A 22,899-nucleotide genomic window follows, 5' to 3' on the forward strand; every position below is an offset into this window, starting at 1 on the left:
CCCCTGAATTTTATTGGTGGGTAACGACAATTAAGCGCAGCGCATCCAGGCGCCAGTTGGCCTGATCAAGATGCTCCAGCACTTGCTGACGATTGCTTTCCAGCGCCTCAATCTCATCTTCACGAATATTGGGGTTAACCGCTTTTAGTGCTTCAAGACGTGACAACTCTGAGCCCAGTTTTTCGTCAGCTTCACGACGGGCAGCATCAATTACCGCGCGCGCTTCACTCACTACTTTCTCTTCGGCCTGCGTCAGAATTTCGTGTACATCCTGCTGTACCGCGTTCACCAGCTTGCTGCCGGTATGACGATTAACGGCATTTAGCTGACGGTTAAAGCTTTCAAACTCAACTTTGCCCGCCAGGTTGGTGCCGTTGCGATCCAGCAGCAAACGGAGTGGCGTTGGCGGCAGGAAGCGAGTCAGCTGGAGGTTTTTGGGCGCCTGCGCTTCGACCACATAAATCATCTCAACCAGCAAAGTGCCGACCGGCAGCGCTTTGTTCTTCAGTAAAGAGATGGCGCTGCTGCCGGTATCACCGGAAAGAATCAAATCAAGGCCGTTGCGGATCAGTGGATGTTCCCAGGTAATGAACTGCGTATCTTCGCGGGACAACGCCTGGTCGCGGTTAAAGGTGATGGTGCAGCCATCTTCTGGCAAGCCTGGGAAATCGGGCACCAGCATGTGATCGGATGGTGTCAGCACGATCAGGTTGTCGCTGCGATCTTCCTGATTAATACCGACGATATCAAACAGGTTAAGCGCAAAGCTCACCAGATCGGTGTCGTTGTCCTGTTCAGCAATCGCATTCGCCAGCGCCTGCGCAGATTCACCACCGTTGGAATTCAGCTCCAGCAAGCGGTCGCGACCCTGTTCCAGCTGTGATTTCAAGGCGTCATGCTGCTTGCGGCATTCAACGATAAATTCGTCGAACCCTTCGTTGTTCTCTGGTGCCGCAAGGTAGTTAACCAGCTGCGAATGCACGCTATCGTAAATGGTACGACCGGTGGGGCAAGTGTGCTCAAACGCATCCAGCCCTTCGTGATACCAGCGCAATAACACCGCCTGCGCGGTTTTTTCCAGCCACGGCACCAGAATCTGGATGTCATGCATCTGACCAATACGATCCAGACGACCAATACGCTGCTCCAGCAAATCGGGATTTGAGGGCAGATCGAACATCACTAAACGGTTGGCGAACTGGAAGTTACGGCCTTCAGAACCGATTTCCGAACACAGCAGCACCTGCGCACCATTCTCTTCAGAGGCGAACCAGGCCGCTGCGCGGTCACGTTCAATGATTGACAAACCTTCGTGGAATACCGCAGCGCGGATGCCTTCGCGTTCACGCAGAACCTGCTCCAGTTGCAGCGCGGTGGCGGCTTTAGCACAAATCACCAGCACTTTTTCTTTGCGGTTGCTGGTGAGATAACCCATCAGCCATTCTACGCGGGGGTCGAAGTTCCACCAGGTACCGCTGTCGCCTTCAAACTCCTGATAAATCTGTTCAGGATAAAGCAGGTCACGGGCGCGCTCTTCGGCACTTTTACGGGTTCCCATGATGCTGGAAACTTTGATCGCTGTTTGATACTGCGCAGGCAGCGGCAGGCGAATTTGATGCAGTTCGCGTTTCGGGAAGCCTTTTACGCCATTACGCGTGTTACGGAACAGCACGCGGCTGGTGCCGTGGCGATCCATCAACATTGAAATCAGTTCTTTGCGTGCATCTTGTTTGCCGTCGCGGTCGCTGTTAGCCACCTGCAGCAGCGGTTCGATATCCTGCTCGCCGACCAGATCGCTGATGCTGTTCATCTGCTCTTGAGAAATGGACTGATCTGCCAGCAATGAGGAAACCGCATCGGCCACCGGGCGGAAATGCTGTTGCTCTTCAACAAACAGAGCGAAGTCATGGAAGCGATCCGGATCGAGCAGGCGAAGGCGCGCAAAGTGGCTTTCCATTCCCAACTGCTCTGGCGTCGCGGTTAACAGCAACACGCCCGGCGTTTTTTCGGCTAACTGCTCAATCACCTGATATTCACGGCTTGGCTCACCTTCGGACCACGCCAGATGGTGCGCTTCGTCCACTACCAGTAGATCCCACTCAGCCTCAGACAGCAGCTCAAGACGCTGTTTATTGCGGCGAACAAAGTCGAGTGAGCAGATAATGAGCTGCTCGGTTTCAAAAGCATTATCGCTGTCATGCTGCGCTTCGGTGTAGCGATCATCATCAAACAGCGCAAAACGCAGGTTAAAGCGGCGCAGCATCTCAACCAGCCATTGGTGTTGCAGGGTTTCCGGTACCACAATCAACACGCGTTCAGCGCGACCAGCCAGCAGTTGCTGCTGAATGATCATCCCGGCTTCAATGGTTTTACCCAAGCCAACTTCATCAGCCAGCAGCACGCGCGGTGCATGACGACGACCGACATCGTGAGCAATGTGCAGCTGATGCGGAATCAGGTTAGTACGCATACCGCGCAGTCCGCTGGTCGGCAGGCGATATTGCTCGCTGTGGTATTTACGGGCGCGGAAGCGCAGGGCAAAGCGATCCATGCGATCGAGTTGTCCGGCGAACAGGCGATCCTGGGGTTTACTGAACACCAGCTTGCTGTCGAGAAACACTTCACGCAGCATCACGTCGGCCTCTTCAGTATCGAGGCGCATGCCGATATAGGTCATCAGGTCATTTTCGTTGCGGACTTCATCCACTCGCATCTGCCAGCCTTCATGGCTGGTGATGGTATCGCCCGGATTAAAGATGACGCGAGTAACCGGCGAATCGTTGCGGGCGTAGAGGCGGTTTTCGCCTGTGGCCGGGAAAAGCAGCGTAATCATGCGCGTATCGATCGCGACGATCGTTCCCAAACCCAGTTCACTTTCCGTATCACTGATCCAGCGCTGACCTAATGTAAAAACCATATATTTTTTAGCTCGAATTTTTTAACGTTTTTGAAGGTGTTCCCAACTCCAGGGCAATAGCATGTCATCCAAACGATAAGGTCTGGTGAACGTGTCAGAGCGGTGAGTTTTGGGAAGGGCGCTATGGTACTGGATGGCAGGGCATTCGTCACCTGTCAAAAAAGTCCCAACTGACCGTTTATAAGTGTAGCAAAGTCGCCGTCGACGAAAGGTAAAATGCCATCAGCCACCGGTTGTAACTGCTTGCTAACATAATGATCGTAGTCGAGTGGCGTAATCCGCGCCTCCAGCGGCTCCGGGCCTGCAGTGGCAATCACGTAGCGAATGCGCCCGCCATTTTGGTACTGTAAAGGTCGTCCCAGCTTGCGATTCTCTTCATCAGCGATGCGCGCAGCGCGTACATGCGGCGGCACGTTACGTTCATACTCTTTTAACGGACGACGCAGGCGTTTTTTGTAAATCAGCTGAGCGTCCAGCTCACCCGCCAGCAGTTGCGCCACTGTTTCACGAATATAATCCTGCCAGGGTTCGCGACGAAAGATGCGGCTGTATAACGCTTGCTGAAACTGCTGCGCCAGCGGCGTCCAGTCGGTGCGCACTGATTCCAGACCTTTAAATACCATGCGCTCGCTAGCGCCTTCGCGGATCAATCCCGCGTAGCGTTTTTTACTGCCTTGCTCGGCACCGCGAATGGTGGGCATCAAAAAGCGGCAAAAATGACTCTCGTACTCCAGCTCTAATGCGCTGTTAAGCCCATATTCGCTTTGCAGATGCTCGCGCCACCAGATATTAACCTTTTCTGTCAGCTGTCGGCCAATCGCGGCCGCCTGCTCTTCGCTGTGCGCTGTCTTCAACCAGACGAAGGTGGAATCGGTATCGCCGTAAATAACGTCGTAACCTTCAGCCTCAATCAATTCACGCGTTTGCTGCATGATGGCGTGCCCGCGTAGCGTAATCGATGAGGCCAGACGAGGATCAAAGAAGCGGCAGGCGCTGGTGCCGAGTACGCCGTAGAACGCATTCATGATGATTTTCAGCGCCTGCGACAGCGGCTTGTTGCCCTGTTTTTTAGCCGCTTCGCGTCCTTGCCAGATCTGCTCAACGATTGCCGGTAAACAGTGCGTCTGGCGTGAAAAACGTGCTTCGCGGAAACCAGCAACCGAATCGGTATCGTTTGGATGCGCTAATCCTTCCACCAACCCGACCGGATCGATCAGGAAGGTGCGAATAATCGAGGGATAAAGGCTTTTATAGTCGAGCACCAATACTGAGTCATACAAGCCGGGACGCGAATCCATCACGTAGCCGCCAGGGCTGGCTTCGGGGGCTACGTCGCCTAAGTTTGGCGCGACAAAGCCCGCACGGTGCATGCGCGGAATATAAAGATGACCAAATGCTGCCACCGATCCGCCGTGACGATCCACCGCCAAACCGTTTACCGCCGCTCGTTCCAGCAGAAACGGCATGATCTCTGTTTTGTGGAAGATGCGTGTCACCAGTTCACAATCTTTCAGGTTGTAACGCGCCAGCGCCGGTTTATCGTTGGCAAAACGCCAGTTAATCTCTTCCATGCGCTGCCAGGGATTGTTGATCGCTTTCCCTTCGCCCAATAGCTGTTGTGAGACAGATTCCAGGCTAAATGAAGGAAAGTCCCAGAAGGCGGATTTCAGCGCGTCGATGCCATCAATAATCAGGCGGCCAGTTGCCTGAGCGAAAAAAACGCCAGGCTTAAAGCCATGTTCGCGCCATTCCAGCAGGGCTTGTTGACGCCCAAGGCGCAGCGGAATGCCGTAACGATCGGCATGTTTTTGCAGCATACGCAGGTCAAATTGCACCACGTTCCAACCAATAATTACATCGGGGTCATGTTGTGCAAACCAATGATTAAGCGCTTCCAGCAGTTGTGGGCGGCTTTTCAGATAGATCAGCTCAAAGTCGAGTTGGCTGGCATCGCCGTTGGGCGGCCCAAGCATGTAAACCTGACGCTGTCCGCAGCCTTCGAGTCCAATGCAGTAAAGTTCACCATGCTGAGTGGTTTCAATATCCAGCGAGACCCATTTCAGCGGAGGACGATAATCGGGGTGCGGCTTCAGGCGCGTGTTCACGACGCTTTCACCTTGCTGATCACCGCTGAACCAGACGGGCGCGGTGATAAAGCGCTCCATCAGAAAGCGCTCTGGCGGGCGAATATCCGCTTCGTAAATTGGAATGCCGTTTTCCCGCAGCTTTTTCTCAATCCACTGTAACTGGCGATTCTGCCGACAATAGAGGCCAAACACTGGGCGACGGCGGAAGTCTTTCAATTCCAGCGGCTGAATGCGTACGTGTCGTTCATCCTTTAACAGCGCTTCAACCTGCGCCTGATAATCGCAAGGGATAAAGGCGACCGACTCTTGCACCGGCAGTACAACGCGCTGTGGACCGTCATCGGTTGCCAGCCAGAAAATGATTTCGGTGCCTTGTGCGCTGTCGCGCCAGTGTCGGGTGAGCAGGAAACCTGCGCGTGGCATATTCACACTCTCTCCAGAAAGCCGGATTCGGGATGGGCAGTGAGCAGAGTATAACATGGATATTTATACAGTTCTCGCGGCTGGCTTTTGTCAATATCAGCGTACAATTCTTGCCTTGACGCTTTGATGCAGGCTCAGGACAATCCAGCCTTGTGCTTTTTTTAAGGAAGGTTATGGAAGCCTGGGTTCAACACCTTTTTACACAGTCGCTGGAATGGGCGCTGTTTGCCGTTGCAATGGTGACGTTTCTTGAATCACTGGCGTTTGTGGGATTATTACTGCCGGGTACGGTTTTGATGGCCAGCCTCGGCGCGTTGGTGGGTAGCGGACAAATTGGTCTCTATCCTGCCTGGGCGGCGGGTTTTGCTGGATGCTTGATTGGTGATTGGGTTTCCTATGGCATTGGCTGGAAATTTCAGGGGCCGCTGCATCGCTGGAAATATATTCAAAAATACAAAGGATTGCTGGATAAAACCGAGCATGCGCTGCATCAGCACAGTATGTTCACCATTCTGGTGGGGCGCTTTGTTGGGCCAACGCGTCCGCTGATTCCGCTTGCCGCAGGCATGCTGGAGTTGCCGGTGCGCAAGTTCCTGCCGCCCAATCTCATTGGCTGTATTTTGTGGCCGCCGCTGTACTTGCTGCCAGGTATTTTAGCAGGCGTGGCCATTGACGTGCCGAAAGCGGCGCAGGGCGGTAACTTTAAGTGGCTGCTGCTGTTAGTGGCGATTGTCGCGTGGCTGGGATTTTGGCTCTGCTGGCGCTGGTGGCGCAGCGGTAAAAGTCAGGATTGGGCAACAGCGTATCTGCCGCCACAACGCTTGCGTTGGTTAGCACCGCTTGGATTTGTTATCGCGGTAGGCGCATTGGTGGCGATTCAGTTCCACCCCATGATGCCCATTTTCCTGCACTTGTTAGGGCAAGTTTTCTTTAATTAACGGCGCGGGATGCCGAGCACATCGGCTTCCCGTGTTTCTCCCGACAGCAACTGCTGCGTTGCGCCATCCCAGTAAACCCGACCATCCACAATGACCACGCTGCGCGGCGCAATTTGCTGCGCATCTTCCAGGCTGTGCGACACCATAAGTAAGGTAATGTTGCGTGTCTCACACACTGAACTCACCAGTTGCAGCATCTCTCCGCGCAAGGCGGGATCGAGGGCTGAAAAGGGCTCATCCAGCAGCAGAACCGGGCGATCGCGCAGTAAGCAACGTGCCAGCGCAACACGCTGACGTTGCCCACCGGAAAGCTGGCCCGGCAAGCGCGTAAGCAGATCGCTTAACCCAACCTGTGTTGCAATAGCCGCCAGTTGTTGTTGTTGGGTGGCATTTAGCTTCAAGCCTGGATTCAGCCCCAGCGCCATGTTCTGCTGTACGTTGAGGTGTGGAAACAGGTTGTTCTCCTGAAACAGCATCGAAACCGGACGCTTTGCGGGCACGCTGCGCGTGTGATCTTTGCCATCAATCTCCAGCATTCCCTGACTGACCGGTAAAAATCCGGCAATCAGGCTCAGCAACGTACTTTTACCTGCGCCGCTGGGGCCAAGAATCGCCAGACGTTCGCCACGTTGCGCAGTCAGGCTGAAACGCATCGGCAAGTGGTGATACAGGTAAGTGAGGTTATTCAGAGTCAGCATGGTGGCCCGGTAATTTTTCCATCAGAGTAAACAGCAACAGGCAAAGTAACAGCAGCAGCAGGGCGGTAACTGCTCCGTCTGCGCCACGATAAGAACCAATTTGTTGATACAGGTAGAACGGTAAGGTGCGGAAATCTGCGCTACCAAACAGCGCAACCACGCCAAAATCTCCGATCGATAACACGCAGGCAAAGGCCAGTGCCTGAGCTAAAGGTCGCTTCAGGGCGCGCATTTCAATCAGACGTAGTCGATTCCAGCCCTGGATACCCAACGAATTGCACAGGTTTGCGTAGCGCTCAGCGATATCGCGCATGGGGTTTTCCAACACTTTCAGGGCGTAGGGAATGGAAATCAGTGCGTTAGTGAATATCACTAAACCGTCAGCGGAAGTGGGCAAGCCAATGGTGGCGTTGAACAGCAGGAAAAAGCCGGTCGCCAGCACGATACCGGGCATTGCCAAAATCAACATGCCGCTGGTATCTATGATCTGTGCAGCCACGTTGCGTTGGCGCATACGTAATTCGCGGCTGCTCCACAGCAGCATCATAGTCAGCAGCACGCAAAGCAGGCCAGCACCCAGCGCGATACGCAGCGAAGTGAATGTGGCCTGCCACAGCGCCGGTTGTGCCAACGCCCCGCGCAGGCCGCCATGCAATCCATCCACGATGACTGCCAGCAGCGGCGGTAACAGCAGCAGCAGCGCCAACACAATCAAGGCAAAATCACTCACGCGAGCAAGCAGGGAATCTTGCGGATCGCGCCAGCCGCGCAGTTGACTGATGCCAGCGGGAATGGCCTTGCTAAAACGCTGGCTGAGCAAAACTAAAGTCAGGCAGCAGGTGAGCTGTATCAGTGCCAGCAATGCTGCGCGCCCCGGATCGTAGTCATAACTCAGCGCCTGAAAAATGGCGAGTTCAATGGTGGTGGCTTGCGGCCCGCCGCCCAGCGACAACACGGTAGCAAAGCTGGCAAAGCAGAGCATAAATATCAGCGCGCCGGTCGGCAGCAACTGACGGCGCAGCCACGGCCATTCCAGCAGGCGAAAATGGTGCCAGCCGCGCAAATTAAGCTGCGCGGCCAGTTGTCGCTGCTCGGCCGGAATGCTTTCTAACGCCTGCAACATCAAACGCGTTGCCAGCGGCAAATTGAAAAACACATGTGCCAGCAGAATACCTTGCAGGCCGTACGGTGAAAAAGCGTAATCGATATTGAAAAACTGGCACAACTGCGCCAACCAGCCGACGCGACCATAGACCGTAAGCAAGCCAAATACCGCGACCAAAACCGGCAGAACCAGCGTCATGGCGCACAGCCGCAGCAATAATTGGCGTCCAGGAAAGCGCCGCCGGTAAAGTGCGCGTGCGAGCGCAATCGCAGGCAGGAGCGACAACAGCGCAGAAAGCAGCGCCTGACCAAAGGAGAAGCCGATAACGTGATGGAGATAGTCGTCCTGCAATACGCTGCGCCAATCCGTATCAGGCGCAGCGATCCACAGCGAGGAAAACGCCAGCAGCGCCACACTGCACAGCAGCAGCGTGGCGAGCGAACCGGGAATCAGCCAGAGCGGAATTAACGGCTGACGGCGCGTTGCCATGCATTAATCCATTCTGAGCGGTGATCGGCGACATCTTGCGATGAGAATTGCAGCGCAGTATTTGGCACGCTCAACGATGAAAATCCTGCCGGCAAATCAGTTTTGATTACGGGATACATCCAGTTACCGGTTGGAATCGCGTTCTGGAAGGCAGGCGACACCATGAACTGCATGAACTGTTGAGCCAGTTTGGGTTGTTTGCTGCTGGCAAGCTGAGCCGCAACTTCAACCTGCAAATAATGGCCTTCGGCAAACGACGCAGCGGCGTAATTCTCTTTTTTCTCTTCGATGATGTGGTAAGCAGGCGAGGTGGTGTAACTCAACACCAGATCACCTTCACCTTTCAGGAACAGACCGTAAGCTTCGCTCCAACCTTTGGTGACAGTAACGGTTTTCTGCGCCAGCTTCTGCCAGGCCTGCGGTGCCTGATCGCCATACACTTTTTGCATCCACAGCAGCAAGCCTAAACCCGGCGTGCTGGTACGCGGGTCTTCATAAATGACGCGCCACTTCTCTGGACTATCAACCAGTTCTTTCAGGCTTTTAGGCGGATTTTTGAGTTTATTTTTGTCATAGACAAAGGCGAAGTAGCCGTAATCGAAGGGCACAAAGGTTTTATCTTGCCAGCCATCGGGTAACTGTAGCCTGCTGGTGTCAACGTCGCTGGGCGCAAACAGACCCGTTTTTTGTGCCGCCTGCACCAAATTGTTATCCAGCCCTAATACCACGTCGGCTTTGCTGTTCTTGCCTTCCATGCGCACGCGATTCAGCAGCGACACGCCATCTTCCAGCGCGACGAATTTCAGTTCGCAATTGCACTGCGCTTCAAAGGCTTTTTTCACCGCTGGGCCAGGGCCCCAATCGGCTGAGAATGAATCGTAGGTATAAACGGTTAAGGTCGGTTTGGCAGCAAAGACGGGCGCTGACAGCAGCAGCAGCAGAGACAGACATTTTTTTAACACTTTGCGCTCCTTAAGGAGAATTGTTATATGAGTCGCAAAGGATCTGAGCACGTTGGCCTCTCAAATCCCTACGTCGGTATTAACCGAATCAGGTTCGACGGGTATATCTCAGCTCATTGCGACAATCGCAAGCGGCACCCCGTTGAGAACGAGTCATTCTAGTCATTTCGTCGCCGGGGCGAAAGGATCACAGCTCCGGCGGCGCGAACCAGGCGGATTTAAAATCAAACCAGCCCAGCGTATTCATGCGCACGCCACGCATACTGCGTTCTCCTTCCAGCAACAGCCAGTGATGAAACAGCGGATGCAACCCGCCTTCCTCGACCAAACGCTTGCTCCATTCGGCAAGCGGCAGCGCTTTTTCACGCCAGCGTGCGGCATCGATGTGCCAGTCAATGGGCAGGCAATGATGCAGCAACGGCACCTCATAGAGCTGAGCAAACAGTGAATATTCCAGCGGCAGGGTGAAATTGACGCTGCCCAGCCAGATATCGCTTTCAGCCTCGCCCTGATGCCAGCTTTCATAGCTGACTTCACGCGTTTCAAGCGTTACGCCATGTTGCGCTAATAAAGGGCGTAGCGCATTAGCGATGCCTTCGTGCTCAACGTGTTGGCTATACCAGGTGAGCGTCAGGCTTTTCAGCCCAGCGGGTTTCTCAACGGGCGTTAAGTCACGGCGATGGTGCCAGCGCGGCAGCAAACCGTAAGCGGGAAACCAGTAGCGCTGATAGCCAGCGCTCGCATGATTGAGCAGGGCAATAGGATTAAATAAATAGCTGACCCAGCGGCGAATCGCCTCGTTGCGGCCTTTTTCTGAGCGCTGATCAAATAGCAAATAATAACATCCCTCTTCGAGCCGACTCTCTTCCTGCTTTTCATCAACGGTGTCGCCCTGCAAACGTACGCCTGAATAAACCAGTTCGTCGCTGATCTCAGGCAATACCCAAATTGAGACGTCATCGATCAGGGCGCGAAAGCCAAAGTAGTCATCAAACGCTTCGATTTTCAGCTGGCTTTGCTGATTGCGCACCACGCTGTAAGGGCCAGTCCCCTTGGGCTGGCGAGCGAAATCACGCTGCTCGGGCCATTCACGCGGCAGAATCATGGCGCTCACGCTGCCAAGTAACCAAGGTAACCAGTCGTCGGGCTGGCTTAGCGTGATATCCAGCGTCCAGGGGGCGGGCGAGGTGATGAGTTGGAAATGTGAAAACAGCGGCTGATCACGCAGGCGTTCGAGACTGCCGATGACATCAGCCATTTCTAATTCGCGACCGTGGTGAAAGCGGATAGCCGGGCGTAAAAAAAAGCGCCAGTGCAGCGGCGATGTTTGTTGCCAGTGGTGCGCAATATCCGCCTCGATTTCCCCGTTTTCCTCATTTATTCGCGTCAGCCCACTAAAGATTTGTCGTGCCAAATGCGTCTCTGAGCGGCGCAGCGGCGATCCAGGCAGCAGGTTGAGTAACGGGCGGTAATAAAGCACGCGAAGAATATGTTTGCCCTGGCGGAAACTGCGGCCCAGATGCGCGCTGATCATCTGTCGCACCTGATTTTTATCGCCGACCAGTTGCACCAGTTGATCGATACGATCCTGCTCCAGCAAATCTTCTGCCCTCTGCTGCTGTAGCGCGAGTCCGGTATAACAAAAAGTCAGCTGTGAACGCTTACCGCGCCCGGCTTCAGCTTGCCAGGTTAGCCATCCAGCATCTTGCATAGCGTTAAGTAAATTACGCATATGACGGCGAGAGCAATGCAGTAAATCCGCCAGTTCACTCAGCGTGGTTTCTTGCGTCTGGCCCTGGCAACTTTGCCACAGGCGAATGAATTGCTGCTTAAGGCGTGATGAGGACATAAAAGAGGAACTCCCTGTAAAAAGCGCTCTGTTTTTCCTGCCTCATATTAGAGGCAAACTGAACCTCATTGGAAGAGCGGGAGGCATTCAGCAATGAATGGCGCTCAACCATGATCGCGCAGCGATGCGGGATCCTTTCTGAGTAGGGTGCAATTACACCGCCAGCAGGATTTTATCTGCTGGCTTTTTTCGTGTTGCGCTGTATCGTCTACCCTTGTTTTTTTCCTCGGTTTTTTCATTCTGTTAGGGATTTCGGCATGAAGTCGCAGCGTCGCATCAATCCGGTTTATCTCGCGTTTATGGTGGCATCGTTCATGATTGGCGTAGCCGGTGCATTACAAGCACCCACGCTCAGCTTGTTTTTGACGCGTGAAGTGCAGGCGCGGCCGTTTTGGGTTGGGCTGTTTTTTACCATTAATGCCGTGGCCGGGATTGTGGTGAGCATGCTGGTGGCCAAGCGCTCAGACAGCGTCGGTGATCGCCGTCACATCATTCTGTTTTGTTGTCTGATGGCGCTGTGTAATGCCATTTTGTTTGCCTTTACGCGTCATTATTTCACATTGATTACGCTGGGCGTGCTGCTGTCAGCGCTGGCCAGCGTCTCCATGCCACAGATTTTTGCGCTGGCGCGAGAATATATTGACCATTCCGCGCGCGAAGCAGCGATGTTCAGTTCGGTAATGCGTGCGCAGATATCGCTGGCTTGGGTGATTGGGCCGCCGCTGTCGTTTGCACTGGCGCTCAACTATGGCTTTGTCACGCTGTTCATGGTGGCGGCAGCGCTGTTCTTTATCTGCATCCTCCTTATTTGGTTTACCTTGCCTTCGGTGCCACGCGCTGATTCGCTGATGCACAGCGGCGGCATGCCGATCAGCGGTTGGCGCAACCGCGATGTCAGGCTGCTGTTTATCGCCTCCGTGACAATGTGGACCTGCAATACCATGTACATTATCGATATGCCGCTCTATATCAGCAGCACGCTGGGCTTACCGGAAAAGCTGGCGGGGTTATTGATGGGAATGGCGGCAGCACTGGAGATTCCAGTGATGTTACTGGCTGGCTATTGCGCTAAACGCGTCGGTAAACGCAACCTGATGCTGATCGCGGTAGCGGCAGGTATTCTGTTCTATCTCGGACTGGTATTGTTCAGTTCGCGCCAAGCGTTGCTGATTTTGCAGCTGTTTAATGCAGTATTTATCGGCATCATTGCCGGAATAGGCATGCTGTGGTTTCAGGATTTAATGCCAGGACGACCGGGCGCAGCCACCACTATGTTCACTAATTCTATTTCCACCGGCATGATTTTGGCGGGATTGATTCAGGGAACCTTGAGCGAACGCTTTGGACATATCTCAATATATTGGCTGGCGTTAGGGCTGGCTATTGCCTCTTTTGCCATGTCGGCGCGGGTACGCAACGTATAAGAAAAGGGCGACTAAATCGTCGCCCTTAATGATTAACGCAGGAAAGCGGGCTGCTTCTGCTCATAATCAGAGATCGAGGCTTCATGCTGAAGCGTCAGGCCAATGCTGTCGAGACCATTGATCATGCAGTGACGACGGAAACTGTCGAGCTCAAACGGATACGTTTTATCGCCTGCGGTCACGGTTTGCGCTTCAAGATCAACGGTGAAACGGATGCCTGGCTGTGCAGCGACCAGTTTAAACATCTCATCGACTTCTTCATCGCTGAGCTTTACCGGCAGCAGCTGATTGTTGAAGCTATTGCCGTAAAAGATATCGGCAAAACTGGGTGCAATCACCACGTGAAAACCGAAATCTGTTAGCGCCCAAGGTGCGTGCTCACGTGACGATCCACAGCCAAAGTTTTCACGCGCCAGTAAAATACTGGTGCCTTTGAATTCGGGCTTGTTCAACACAAAGCTGGCAGTCGGTACGGTGCCGGCATCATCTTCAAAGCGCCAATCGTGAAACAGGTGCTGACCAAAACCGGTACGCGTAACTTTTTGCAAAAACTGCTTAGGGATGATCGCGTCGGTATCGACGTTTGCCGCATCCAGCGGCGCAACAATCCCGGTGTGTTGGGTAAATTTATTCGCCATGACTTATGCTCCTGTCGTCAGTTCACGGATGTCAGCAAAATGACCAGTTACCGCAGCCGCAGCTGCCATGGCCGGGCTAACCAGATGCGTACGGCCGCCACGTCCTTGACGTCCTTCAAAGTTACGGTTGCTGGTAGAGGCGCAACGCTCACCCGGATTCAGGCGATCGTTGTTCATGGCCAGGCACATTGAGCAACCCGGCAAGCGCCATTCAAAACCCGCTTCGAGGAAAATCTTATCCAGACCTTCCGCTTCCGCCTGCGCTTTTACCGGACCCGAGCCTGGCACCACCATCGCCATTACGCCTGGCGCGACTTTGCGGCCTTTAGCAATCGCAGCAGCAGCGCGTAAATCTTCAATACGTGAGTTAGTACAAGAACCGATAAAGACTTTGTCGATGCTAACGTCAGTCAGCTTGATGCCTGGCTGCAGATCCATATACGCCAGCGCTTTCTCTGCGGAGGCGCGTTCAACGGGATCGGCAAAAGAGGCTGGATTCGGGATCGCTTGATCAACGGCAATGACCTGGCCTGGATTCGTTCCCCAAGTTACCTGAGGCGCGATCTCTTCGGCATGCAGGGTAACAACCGCATCAAATTTTGCGCCTTCATCTGACTTCAGGGTGCGCCAATACTCGACGGCTTGTTCCCATTTCTCACCGTCGGGTGAAAACTGACGACCTTTCAGGTAAGTAAAGGTGGTGTCATCCGGTGCCACTAAACCCGCTTTGGCACCCATCTCAATGGCCATGTTGCATAGCGTCATACGACCTTCCATGCTCAGCGCTTCAATGGCTGGGCCACAGAATTCGACTACATGGCCGGTGCCGCCTGCGCTACCGGTTTTACCGATGATCGCCAGCACAATATCTTTGGCAGTGATGCCGGTAGCCGCTTCACCCAGCACTTCGATTTTCATGGTTTTGGCACGGCCCTGTTTCAGGGTTTGCGTGGCAAACACATGCTCAACTTCTGAAGTACCGATACCAAATGCCAGCGAACCAAAAGCGCCGTGCGTTGCAGTATGTGAATCACCGCAAACAATAGTCATGCCGGGCAAAGTCATACCTTGCTCTGGACCAATTACGTGCACAATGCCTTGAAACGGGTGATTCAGGTCATACAACTGCACGCCAAACTCGGCACAGTTCTTCATCAATTCTTGCATCTGGATACGTGCCATCTCGCCCGACGCATTGATGTCTTTGGTCTGCGTGGAGACGTTATGATCCATGGTCGCGAAGGTTTTAGACGGCTGACGGACTTTACGACCGTGAGCACGCAGGCCATCAAAGGCCTGCGGTGATGTCACTTCATGGATCAGATGACGATCGATATAGAGCAATGGGGTTTCATTTGGCGTTTCATTAACGACATGTGCATCAAATAACTTCTGGTATAAGGTTTTCATTATTTTATTTTTCCTCGGCGATAAAGCGGGCAATGATACTGCCCATCTCATCTGTGCTGACTGCTGGGCCATCACCGGCTAAATCTTTGGTACGATAACCTTCTTCCAGCGCACGACTGATCGCGCGCTCAATGCTGTCTGCAGCGTCATCAGCATTCAGGCTGTAGCGCAGCAGCAGAGATAAGGAGAGGATCTGCGCAACGGGGTTAGCGATATTTTGCCCCGCGATGTCAGGCGCAGAACCGCCTGCCGGTTCGTAAAGACCAAACCCTTCTTCATTCAGGCTGGCGGAAGGCAGCATGCCCATTGAACCGGTGATCATGGCGCATTCGTCAGAAAGAATGTCACCAAACAGGTTAGAACACAGCAGCACATCAAACTGTGAAGGATCTTTGATCAACTGCATGGTGGCGTTGTCGATATAGATGTGGCTCAACTGCACGTCAGGATATTCTTTAGCGATCTCGTTAACGATTTCGCGCCACATTACGGAGGTTTGCAGCACGTTGGCTTTATCCACTGACGTAACTTTATTACGGCGTTTACGAGCAGATTCAAAAGCAATGCGCGCAATACGTTCAATCTCGAAACGGTGATAGACCTCGGTATCAAACGCACGCTCATGTGGGCCGCTGCCTTCGCGGCCTTTTGGCTGACCGAAGTAGATGCCGCCAGTTAACTCACGCACGCAAAGAATATCGAAGCCCTTTGCAGCGATGTCGCTACGCAGCGGACAAAATGCTTCCAGGCCGCTGTAGAGCGCAGCAGGGCGCAAATTGCTAAACAGTTTAAAGTGCTTACGCAGCGGCAACAGCGCGCCACGTTCAGGTTGGGAAGCGGGAGGCAAATGCTCCCATTTTGGGCCGCCTACCGAACCAAACAGAATTGCATCGGCTTGTTCACAACCGGCTACTGTTGCCGGTGGAAGAGGTTCACCGTGACGATCAATCGCGATGCCGCCAACATCATATTCGCTGGTGGTGATACGCATATCGAAGCGTTGACGAATCGCATCTAACACTTTGATGGCCTGCGCCATGACTTCTGGACCAATACCGTCGCCCGGTAAAACTGCGATATGTGAAGACGTAGACATAGTTACACCGTTTCCTTCTGATCTTTAAATTTGCGCTGCAATTCTTTTTCAACCTGTTTGGCACGCCAGATATTGTTCAGGGCGTTGACCATCGCTTTGGCGGAAGACTCGACGATATCCGTCGCCAGGCCGACACCATGAAATTTACGGCCGTTGTAGCTCACCACAATATCAACCTGACCCAAGGCGTTTTCGCCGTGGCCTTTCGCCGTCAGCTTGTAGTTCACCAGCTCGGCATCAAACTGGGTGATGCGATTGATCGCTTGATAGACCGCATCGACCGGGCCGTTACCGGTTGCCGCTTCAGATTTTGTTTCTTCACCACAACCCAGATTCACCGATGCGGTTGCGTTGATGCTTGAACCCGACTGCACATTAAAATCGTTCAGCTGGAAATATTCCGGCTCTTCGTTTTGCTTGTTAATGAACGCCAGCGCTTCCAGGTCATAATCGAATACCTGACCTTTTTTGTCGGCCAGTTTCAGGAAAGCGTCATACAGTTTGTCCAGGTTGTAATCGCTCTCTTTGTAGCCCATCTCTTCCATGCGATGTTTTACCGCGGCACGGCCTGAGCGTGACGTCAGATTCAGCTGGATTTTGTGCAGGCCGATCGATTCTGGCGTTAATATTTCGTAGTTTTCACGATTTTTCAGCACGCCATCCTGATGGATGCCGGAAGAGTGAGCAAAGGCGTTAGAACCGACCACCGCTTTGTTAGCGGGAATCGGCATGTTGCAGATCTGGCTGACCATTTGGCTGGTGCGGTAAATTTCCTGATGCTGAATATTGGTATGGACGTTCATGATTTGCTGACGGGTTTTAATCGCCATGATCACTTCTTCCAGCGCACAGTTACCTGCACGTTCACCCAGACCATTCATTGTGCCTTCGACCTGGCGCGCACCCGCCTGAACCGCAGCAATCGCGTTGCCGGTAGCCATACCTAAGTCGTCGTGGGTATGAACGGACAGAATGGCTTTATCGATGTTAGGTACGCGGTTGACCAACTGACTGATGATGTCTGCGTATTCACCCGGCAAGGTATAACCCACGGTGTCGGGAATGTTAATGGTTGTCGCGCCTGCGTTAATCGCGGCTTCAACCATGCGGCACAGATCATCAATCGGCGTACGACCGCCATCTTCACAAGAAAATTCAACATCATTGGTGTAATTACGGGCGCGTTTCACCATGTGAACGGCACGCTCAATCACTTCTGGCAAGGTGCTGCGCAGCTTAGTAGCGATGTGCATCGGCGAGGTGGCGATAAAAGTGTGAATGCGAAACGCTTCGGCAACGCGCAGTGCTTCGTATGCGGCGTCGATATCTTTCTCTACACAACGCGCCAGACCACAGACGCGGCTGTTTTTAATAGTGCGCGCAATGGTTTGTACCGATTCAAAATCACCGGGTGAGGAAACCGGGAAACCGACTTCCATTACATCGACGCCCATGCGCTCCAGCGCTAAAGCAATCTGCAGTTTTTCTTTCACACTCAGGCTGGCCTGTAATGCCTGCTCACCGTCGCGCAGAGTGGTATCGAAAATAATGACTTGTTGGCTCATCGTATTCATCCTTATGCATTAACTTCGCTTTGCAACGAGCATAAAAAAACCCGCGCATCGGCGCGGGTTTTTAACTTTCAGCAGGTTTGAATCAGTGTTTGATTCCGCCCACAAGTCTACCGCGCAAATTGGCTGCGTTTAGTAGTAGACCTAGTAGGCGAGTAGAACGAAACATGGATTCAAACCTCGTAAATTTTTTTGCTGCACATATTGGTACTGGAATCCCTAAGGGATGTCAACCATAGGTGAAGGGTTATTTTATTAGGTCGCTAAGAAAAATATTCTGTGGTTTTACGTCGTTGCAGAGTTATGCGCAGCAGCATAAAAGCAGAGATATCACCTGAGGATGAAAACATAAGGATTCAATAAAATAAATTATTATATCCCATTGAATTATAATGTTAAATTTTTATTATTTTGCCGTAATGATTACGGTTGGTGAGCGTTTGATGCAGCAGAATCTCATGTGAATGCACTGTTTTAAGGTTAATAACGCCAGAAATGAATTGTCTCAGGAAATTGTGGGCTAACGCTTCCTCCAATAACTTTTTGCTATTTCTTAGATCACGCTGCAATTAATATCATGACTAGCATTTTCGTCTGCTGTTAGCTCACGTAATTAGTTTAATCATCGTAGCCAAATCTTATCGAGCAGAGCCTTTAAAGCCTAATCGATTGCCTAACTCAAGTTTGAAGTTTGCCTGCCAGGTTTTCTACGGTTATGGTAATCGACCTACTATCAAAAGAATTAAATCAGCAGATTTCTCTGTATCTGGACAGCGGAAATGATTTCCGCTGTCTACGCATAAACATAAGGTTTTGATCTTAATTGGCGAACAGGGAGCAGGATGCAAGTGACATGCTGGAAAGCATTCGTCAGTGAATTCAGTTCCTTTAGCCTGGAGGCAGAAAATGGAGATGTTGTCAGGAGCCGAAATGGTCGTCCGTTCGTTAATCGATCAGGGCGTAAAGCAGGTATTCGGTTATCCGGGCGGAGCGGTGCTTGATATCTATGACGCTCTGCAAACGGTGGGTGGTATTGATCACATATTAGTTCGCCATGAACAGGGCGCAGTGCATATGGCTGATGGTCTTGCGCGCGCCACTGGCGAAGTGGGTGTGGTGCTGGTGACTTCGGGTCCCGGTGCAACCAACGCAATTACCGGTATTGCTACGGCATACATGGATTCCATTCCGCTCGTTATTCTATCGGGGCAAGTACCGTCTTCACTGATTGGTTACGATGCTTTCCAGGAGTGCGACATGGTGGGGATTTCCCGCCCGGTGGTGAAACACAGCTTCTTAGTGAAAAGCACCGAAGAAATTCCTGGCGTTTTGAAAAAAGCCTTTTGGCTGGCAGCAAGTGGCCGTCCCGGTCCGGTCGTCATTGATTTGCCGAAAGATATTCTAAATCCTGCCCACAAGTTGCCTTATATGTGGCCGGATTCGGTGAGCATGCGCTCATACAATCCAACCGTTCAAGGACATAAAGGCCAGATCAAGCGCGCTTTGCAAACGCTGTTAGCAGCGCATAAGCCTGTAATGTATGTCGGTGGCGGCGCGATTACCTCTGCATGTGAAGCTGAAGTGCTTCAGTTGGCTGAAAGCCTGAATATCCCGGTCACAAACTCATTAATGGGATTAGGCGCTTTCCCTGGTACGCATCGCCAATGCCTTGGCATGTTAGGCATGCACGGGACTTACGAAGCGAACATGACGATGCACAATGCCGATTTGATTTTTGGTATTGGCGTACGTTTTGACGATCGCACCACCAATAACTTGGCAAAATATTGTCCTAATGCCACGGTGATGCACATTGATATCGATCCTACCTCGATTTCTAAAACCGTTGCCGCAGACATTCCTATTGTCGGCGATGCTAAACAGGTTCTGCAGCAGATGCTGGAACTGCTGGCGCAAAACGAAAGCAAGCAGCAGCTCGATAGTCTACGCGATTGGTGGCAAACGATTGATGGCTGGCGTAGCCGCAAGTGTCTTGAATTTGATCGCACCAGCGACAAGATCAAACCGCAGGCGGTCATTGAAACTATTTATCGCCTGACTCAGGGTGATGCTTACGTCACCTCTGATGTCGGCCAGCATCAGATGTTCGCCGCGCTTTATTATCAGTTTGATAAGCCGCGTCGCTGGATTAACTCCGGCGGACTGGGAACGATGGGCTTTGGACTGCCAGCAGCGCTGGGTGTGAAAATGGCGCTGCCAGATGAGACGGTGATTTGCGTAACCGGTGATGGCAGCATCCAGATGAACATTCAGGAGCTTTCAACTGCACTGCAATATGACTTGCCGGTGCTGGTGCTAAACCTAAACAACCGCGTTCTCGGCATGGTGAAGCAGTGGCAGGACATGATCTATTCAGGGCGCCATTCACAATCCTATATGGAATCGCTGCCTGATTTTGTTCGTCTGGCAGAAGCATATGGACACGTTGGAATTGCGATTCAACACCCTGCCGAGCTGGAAGAGAAATTAGCCTTGGCGCTGGATACGCTAGCGAAAGGTCGTCTGGTATTTGTTGATGTTACGGTTGATGGCAGCGAGCACGTTTACCCGATGCATATTCGCGGTGGCAGTATGGACGAGATGTGGTTGAGCAAAACGGAGAGGACTTAATTATGCGTCGCATTTTATCAGTTTTGCTGGAAAACGAATCCGGCGCATTGTCTCGCGTTGTCGGCTTGTTTTCACAACGCGGCTACAACATTGAAAGCCTTACCGTTGCGCCAACCGATGATCCGACACTCTCGCGTATGACGATCCAAACGGTTGGCGATCAAAAAGTATTGGAGCAGATCGAGAAGCAACTGCACAAACTGGTTGATGTATTGCGCGTAACCGAATTGGGGCAGGGTGCCTACGTTGAACGTGAAATCATGTTGGTGAAGATCCAAGCCAGCGGATATGGACGCGAAGAAGTTAAACGTAATGCCGAAATCTTCCGTGGTCAGATTATCGATGTGACGCCAACGCTTTACACGGTTCAGCTTGCAGGCACCAGCGACAAGCTGGATGCTTTTTTGAATACCGTGCGTGATGTAGCGGAAATTGTTGAAGTTGCACGTTCGGGCATCGTTGGTGTCTCACGTGGCGATCGCATCATGCGGTAATAACGTAGCGGAATCAAACAACTGTGTGCTAACCCGGCGAAATGCCGGGTTTTTTTATTTTTTATGCGCTATGCCGCCTACCGTCATAAAAGCGGTTGCCCCACACACTTTTCTGCTGTTAGATGTGATAAATGAGTTGTCCTTAGCGTAACTGCGGCTATTTACGCTGCAGAAGCGTGCTTGATTGTGGGGTTATCGTGAAACTGGATGAAATTGCGCGCCTGGCAGGCGTGTCGCGCACCACGGCCAGTTACGTCATTAATGGCAAAGCGCGGCAGTATCGTGTCAGCGACAAAACCGTCGAGAAAGTCATGGCGGTGGTGCGTGAACATAATTATCACCCCAATGCGGTGGCCGCAGGGCTACGTGCGGGGCGCACGCGTTCGATTGGTTTAGTTATTCCTGATTTGGAAAACACCAGTTATACGCGTATCGCTAATTATCTTGAACGGCAAGCACGTCAGCGTGGATATCAGCTGTTGATCGCCTGTTCGGAAGATCAGCCCGATAATGAAATGCGCTGCATTGAGCATCTGCTGCAACGCCAGGTTGATGCCATCATCGTTTCAACCTCTTTGCCACCCGAGCATCCTTTTTATCAACGCTGGATCCACGATTCGCTGCCGATTATTGCATTGGACCGTGCGCTTGATCGTGAGCATTTTACCAGCGTGGTGGGTGCAGATCAGGACGATGCCTTTATGCTGGCGGCTGAATTGCGTCAGCTTGAAGTAAAAAACGTGCTGTTCCTGGGCGCTTTGCCAGAGCTTTCAGTGAGTTTTCTGCGAGAAACGGGTTTCCGTGATGCATGGAAAGAGGATGATCGACCCATCGATTACCTTTATTGCAACAGCTTTGAACGTACCGCTGCCGCAGCAATGTTTGAAAAATATCTCGAAGACCATGCGATGCCAGAAGCACTTTTCACCACCTCATTTGGTTTACTGCAAGGTGTGATGGATGTGGTGCTGAAACGTGACGGACGTTTACCAACTGAGCTGGCTATTGCGACTTTTGGCGACCACGAATTACTGGACTTTTTAGAGTGTCCGGTTTTAGCGGTAGGTCAGCGACATCGTGATGTTGCGGAGCGAGTACTTGAACTGGTTCTTGCCTCACTGGATGAGCCAAGAAAGCCCAAACCAGGACTTACGCGTATTCGCCGTAATTTATTCCGACGCGGACAATTAAGCCGCAAATCAAAATAAACGCGGGGCGGCAATTATGCTGCCCCCAATAATTACCGTGGTAATTAATTCAGCTTAAAAAATCGCCAAGGCGTAAAAAAGAGTAAATTCTGCACACGTTAACTAACACATTATTGGAGAGGTATTTCTTTATTTGTTTAGATCTTCATCATTCAGCCAAGCCACGCCCCGCCTGATGCGCTAACTCATCCTTTAGGAAATCCCCTAAAATGCCGCCGCTGTCTCAGAATCCACGATAAATATGCCGTCTCAATAATTGTTCTATTTTCCACCGCTTTTTTTACGTGCTTCAATTTTATTCAGTTATTCATCAAGTTAATTTCCATTTTGATTTTTTTAGCAGAGTTGATGCTCTGTAATTCAATTTTAGTCAGCATGAAATAGTGATATTCACTTACCGCTCCGGCTTGACAAGGATTTCATCGGGTCCTTAAACTCGTTTCGTGGTAAAAAGTGGGATAAAGTGGCGGAAATGGGTAACTGAGGGGAAAGGCTGGCATGTTCCGTGGAGCAACGTTAGTCAATCTTGACAGCAAAGGACGACTGGCCGTACCAATGCGCTATCGCGATTTGTTGAACAGTGAGTCTCAAGGTCAAATGGTTTGCACCATCGATCTTCATCAGCCCTGCCTGTTGCTTTATACCTTGCCTGAATGGGAAATCATTGAAAAGAAGCTTGCTCGCTTATCCAGTATGAACCCGCTTGAGCGCCGCGTGCAGCGCTTGCTGTTGGGGCATGCCAGTGAGTGTCAGATGGACAATGCAGGCCGCTTGCTGCTGGCGAACACGCTTCGTCAGCATGCCAAATTATCAAAAGAAGTGATGCTGGTTGGACAGTTCAATAAGTTTGAGCTGTGGGATGAACAGACCTGGTATCAACAAGTTAAGGATGATATTGACGCAGAACAGTCGGCTCAGGAACCTTTATCTGATCGATTGCAGGACTTGTCGCTATAGCT

At 52.1% G+C, this 22,899-nt stretch carries 17 protein-coding genes and 1 riboswitch; of the genes, 6 read left to right on the plus strand and 11 right to left on the minus strand.

Annotated elements, in window-relative coordinates; translation table 11 throughout:
- Positions 1 to 10: 10 nt before the first annotated feature.
- On the minus strand, positions 11 to 2,917 hold the full coding sequence (gene rapA / locus ACF2G4_RS17590; RefSeq protein ID WP_243078614.1) for an RNA polymerase-associated protein RapA: 2,907 nt from the start codon (positions 2,915 to 2,917) through the stop codon (positions 11 to 13).
- A 155-nt stretch (positions 2,918 to 3,072) separates the two neighbouring features.
- Positions 3,073 to 5,433, minus strand: a complete 2,361-nt coding sequence (polB, locus tag ACF2G4_RS17595) for a DNA polymerase II (RefSeq protein ID WP_409075230.1) — start codon at positions 5,431 to 5,433, stop codon at positions 3,073 to 3,075.
- A 167-nt stretch (positions 5,434 to 5,600) separates the two neighbouring features.
- Here polB and ACF2G4_RS17600 point away from each other — a divergent pair, with 167 nt between their 5' ends.
- Complete coding sequence (locus ACF2G4_RS17600; protein ID WP_243078612.1) at positions 5,601 to 6,365, plus strand: DedA family protein; 765 nt, start codon at positions 5,601 to 5,603, stop codon at positions 6,363 to 6,365.
- Here the strand turns inward: ACF2G4_RS17600 and thiQ are convergent.
- The 4 genes from thiQ to sgrR all read right to left on the minus strand — a co-directional run bounded on the left by thiQ (position 6,362) and on the right by sgrR (position 11,468).
- Positions 6,362 to 7,063 (minus strand): thiamine ABC transporter ATP-binding protein ThiQ, encoded by a 702-nt coding sequence (gene thiQ, locus ACF2G4_RS17605; protein WP_215847653.1) that lies wholly within the window; start codon positions 7,061 to 7,063, stop codon positions 6,362 to 6,364. The two genes, ACF2G4_RS17600 and thiQ, sit on opposite strands and share 4 nt — an antisense overlap.
- Entirely contained in the window at positions 7,047 to 8,657 is a 1,611-nt protein-coding gene (gene thiP / locus ACF2G4_RS17610; RefSeq protein WP_409075231.1) for a thiamine/thiamine pyrophosphate ABC transporter permease ThiP, read from the minus strand. The genes thiQ and thiP overlap by 17 nt, the downstream gene beginning before the upstream one ends.
- Complete coding sequence (gene thiB, locus ACF2G4_RS17615; protein WP_409075232.1) at positions 8,633 to 9,619, minus strand: thiamine ABC transporter substrate binding subunit; 987 nt, start codon at positions 9,617 to 9,619, stop codon at positions 8,633 to 8,635. The genes thiP and thiB overlap by 25 nt, the downstream gene beginning before the upstream one ends.
- Positions 9,620 to 9,666: 47 nt before the next feature.
- A riboswitch (TPP riboswitch) is annotated at positions 9,667 to 9,771 on the minus strand.
- Positions 9,772 to 9,806: 35 nt separating this feature from the next.
- Positions 9,807 to 11,468 (minus strand): HTH-type transcriptional regulator SgrR, encoded by a 1,662-nt coding sequence (sgrR, locus tag ACF2G4_RS17620; RefSeq protein ID WP_409075233.1) that lies wholly within the window; start codon positions 11,466 to 11,468, stop codon positions 9,807 to 9,809.
- A 257-nt stretch (positions 11,469 to 11,725) separates the two neighbouring features.
- Between sgrR and ACF2G4_RS17625 the strand changes: the two genes are divergently transcribed.
- Entirely contained in the window at positions 11,726 to 12,892 is a 1,167-nt protein-coding gene (locus ACF2G4_RS17625) for an MFS transporter (RefSeq protein WP_409075234.1), read from the plus strand.
- A gap of 32 nt (positions 12,893 to 12,924) precedes the next feature.
- On the opposite strand, the gene leuD is transcribed toward ACF2G4_RS17625, so the two are convergent.
- From leuD to leuL, 5 genes are all read right to left on the minus strand, one after another.
- Positions 12,925 to 13,530 (minus strand): 3-isopropylmalate dehydratase small subunit, encoded by a 606-nt coding sequence (leuD, locus tag ACF2G4_RS17630; protein ID WP_215847650.1) that lies wholly within the window; start codon positions 13,528 to 13,530, stop codon positions 12,925 to 12,927.
- A 3-nt stretch (positions 13,531 to 13,533) separates the two neighbouring features.
- Entirely contained in the window at positions 13,534 to 14,940 is a 1,407-nt protein-coding gene (gene leuC, locus ACF2G4_RS17635) for a 3-isopropylmalate dehydratase large subunit (protein WP_215847649.1), read from the minus strand.
- A gap of 4 nt (positions 14,941 to 14,944) precedes the next feature.
- The gene (leuB, locus tag ACF2G4_RS17640; protein WP_332625673.1) at positions 14,945 to 16,036 is read right to left on the minus strand and encodes a 3-isopropylmalate dehydrogenase; all 1,092 of its coding nucleotides are present in this window, start codon (positions 16,034 to 16,036) and stop codon (positions 14,945 to 14,947) included.
- 2 nt (positions 16,037 to 16,038) lie between these two features.
- Positions 16,039 to 17,601 carry a 2-isopropylmalate synthase gene (gene leuA / locus ACF2G4_RS17645; protein WP_243078607.1) on the minus strand — a complete coding sequence of 521 codons (1,563 nt, stop codon included), beginning with the start codon at positions 17,599 to 17,601 and terminating at the stop codon, positions 16,039 to 16,041.
- Between the two features lie 91 nt (positions 17,602 to 17,692).
- Entirely contained in the window at positions 17,693 to 17,776 is an 84-nt protein-coding gene (leuL, locus tag ACF2G4_RS17650) for a leu operon leader peptide (RefSeq protein WP_215848340.1), read from the minus strand.
- Positions 17,777 to 18,513: 737 nt separating this feature from the next.
- Between leuL and ilvI the strand changes: the two genes are divergently transcribed.
- The 4 genes from ilvI to mraZ all read left to right on the plus strand — a co-directional run bounded on the left by ilvI (position 18,514) and on the right by mraZ (position 22,897).
- Positions 18,514 to 20,238, plus strand: coding sequence for an acetolactate synthase 3 large subunit (gene ilvI / locus ACF2G4_RS17655; RefSeq protein WP_243078606.1), 1,725 nt, complete (start codon positions 18,514 to 18,516; stop codon positions 20,236 to 20,238).
- A 2-nt stretch (positions 20,239 to 20,240) separates the two neighbouring features.
- Positions 20,241 to 20,732 (plus strand): acetolactate synthase small subunit, encoded by a 492-nt coding sequence (ilvN, locus tag ACF2G4_RS17660; RefSeq protein WP_010253849.1) that lies wholly within the window; start codon positions 20,241 to 20,243, stop codon positions 20,730 to 20,732.
- Positions 20,733 to 20,929: 197 nt separating this feature from the next.
- Positions 20,930 to 21,940 (plus strand): catabolite repressor/activator, encoded by a 1,011-nt coding sequence (gene cra / locus ACF2G4_RS17665; RefSeq protein WP_243078605.1) that lies wholly within the window; start codon positions 20,930 to 20,932, stop codon positions 21,938 to 21,940.
- A 498-nt stretch (positions 21,941 to 22,438) separates the two neighbouring features.
- Positions 22,439 to 22,897, plus strand: a complete 459-nt coding sequence (gene mraZ, locus ACF2G4_RS17670) for a division/cell wall cluster transcriptional repressor MraZ (protein ID WP_215847645.1) — start codon at positions 22,439 to 22,441, stop codon at positions 22,895 to 22,897.
- Positions 22,898 to 22,899: the final 2 nt, after the last annotated feature.

Source organism: Pantoea phytostimulans (assembly GCF_046118715.1).
GTDB lineage: Bacteria > Pseudomonadota > Gammaproteobacteria > Enterobacterales > Enterobacteriaceae > Pantoea > Pantoea phytostimulans.

Coding starts and splice junctions, on each gene's coding strand:
- ACF2G4_RS17600 (WP_243078612.1), top strand. CDS start 5,601: ATGGAAGCCTGGGTTCAACACCTTTTTACACAGTCGCTGGAATGGGCG.
- sgrR (WP_409075233.1), bottom strand. CDS start 11,468: ATGTCCTCATCACGCCTTAAGCAGCAATTCATTCGCCTGTGGCAAAGT.
- ilvN (WP_010253849.1), top strand. CDS start 20,241: ATGCGTCGCATTTTATCAGTTTTGCTGGAAAACGAATCCGGCGCATTG.
- leuD (WP_215847650.1), bottom strand. CDS start 13,530: ATGGCGAATAAATTTACCCAACACACCGGGATTGTTGCGCCGCTGGAT.
- rapA (WP_243078614.1), bottom strand. CDS start 2,917: ATGGTTTTTACATTAGGTCAGCGCTGGATCAGTGATACGGAAAGTGAA.
- leuC (WP_215847649.1), bottom strand. CDS start 14,940: ATGAAAACCTTATACCAGAAGTTATTTGATGCACATGTCGTTAATGAA.
- leuL (WP_215848340.1), bottom strand. CDS start 17,776: ATGTTTCGTTCTACTCGCCTACTAGGTCTACTACTAAACGCAGCCAAT.
- thiQ (WP_215847653.1), bottom strand. CDS start 7,063: ATGCTGACTCTGAATAACCTCACTTACCTGTATCACCACTTGCCGATG.
- ACF2G4_RS17625 (WP_409075234.1), top strand. CDS start 11,726: ATGAAGTCGCAGCGTCGCATCAATCCGGTTTATCTCGCGTTTATGGTG.
- leuA (WP_243078607.1), bottom strand. CDS start 17,601: ATGAGCCAACAAGTCATTATTTTCGATACCACTCTGCGCGACGGTGAG.
- ilvI (WP_243078606.1), top strand. CDS start 18,514: ATGGAGATGTTGTCAGGAGCCGAAATGGTCGTCCGTTCGTTAATCGAT.
- thiP (WP_409075231.1), bottom strand. CDS start 8,657: ATGGCAACGCGCCGTCAGCCGTTAATTCCGCTCTGGCTGATTCCCGGT.
- mraZ (WP_215847645.1), top strand. CDS start 22,439: ATGTTCCGTGGAGCAACGTTAGTCAATCTTGACAGCAAAGGACGACTG.
- leuB (WP_332625673.1), bottom strand. CDS start 16,036: ATGTCTACGTCTTCACATATCGCAGTTTTACCGGGCGACGGTATTGGT.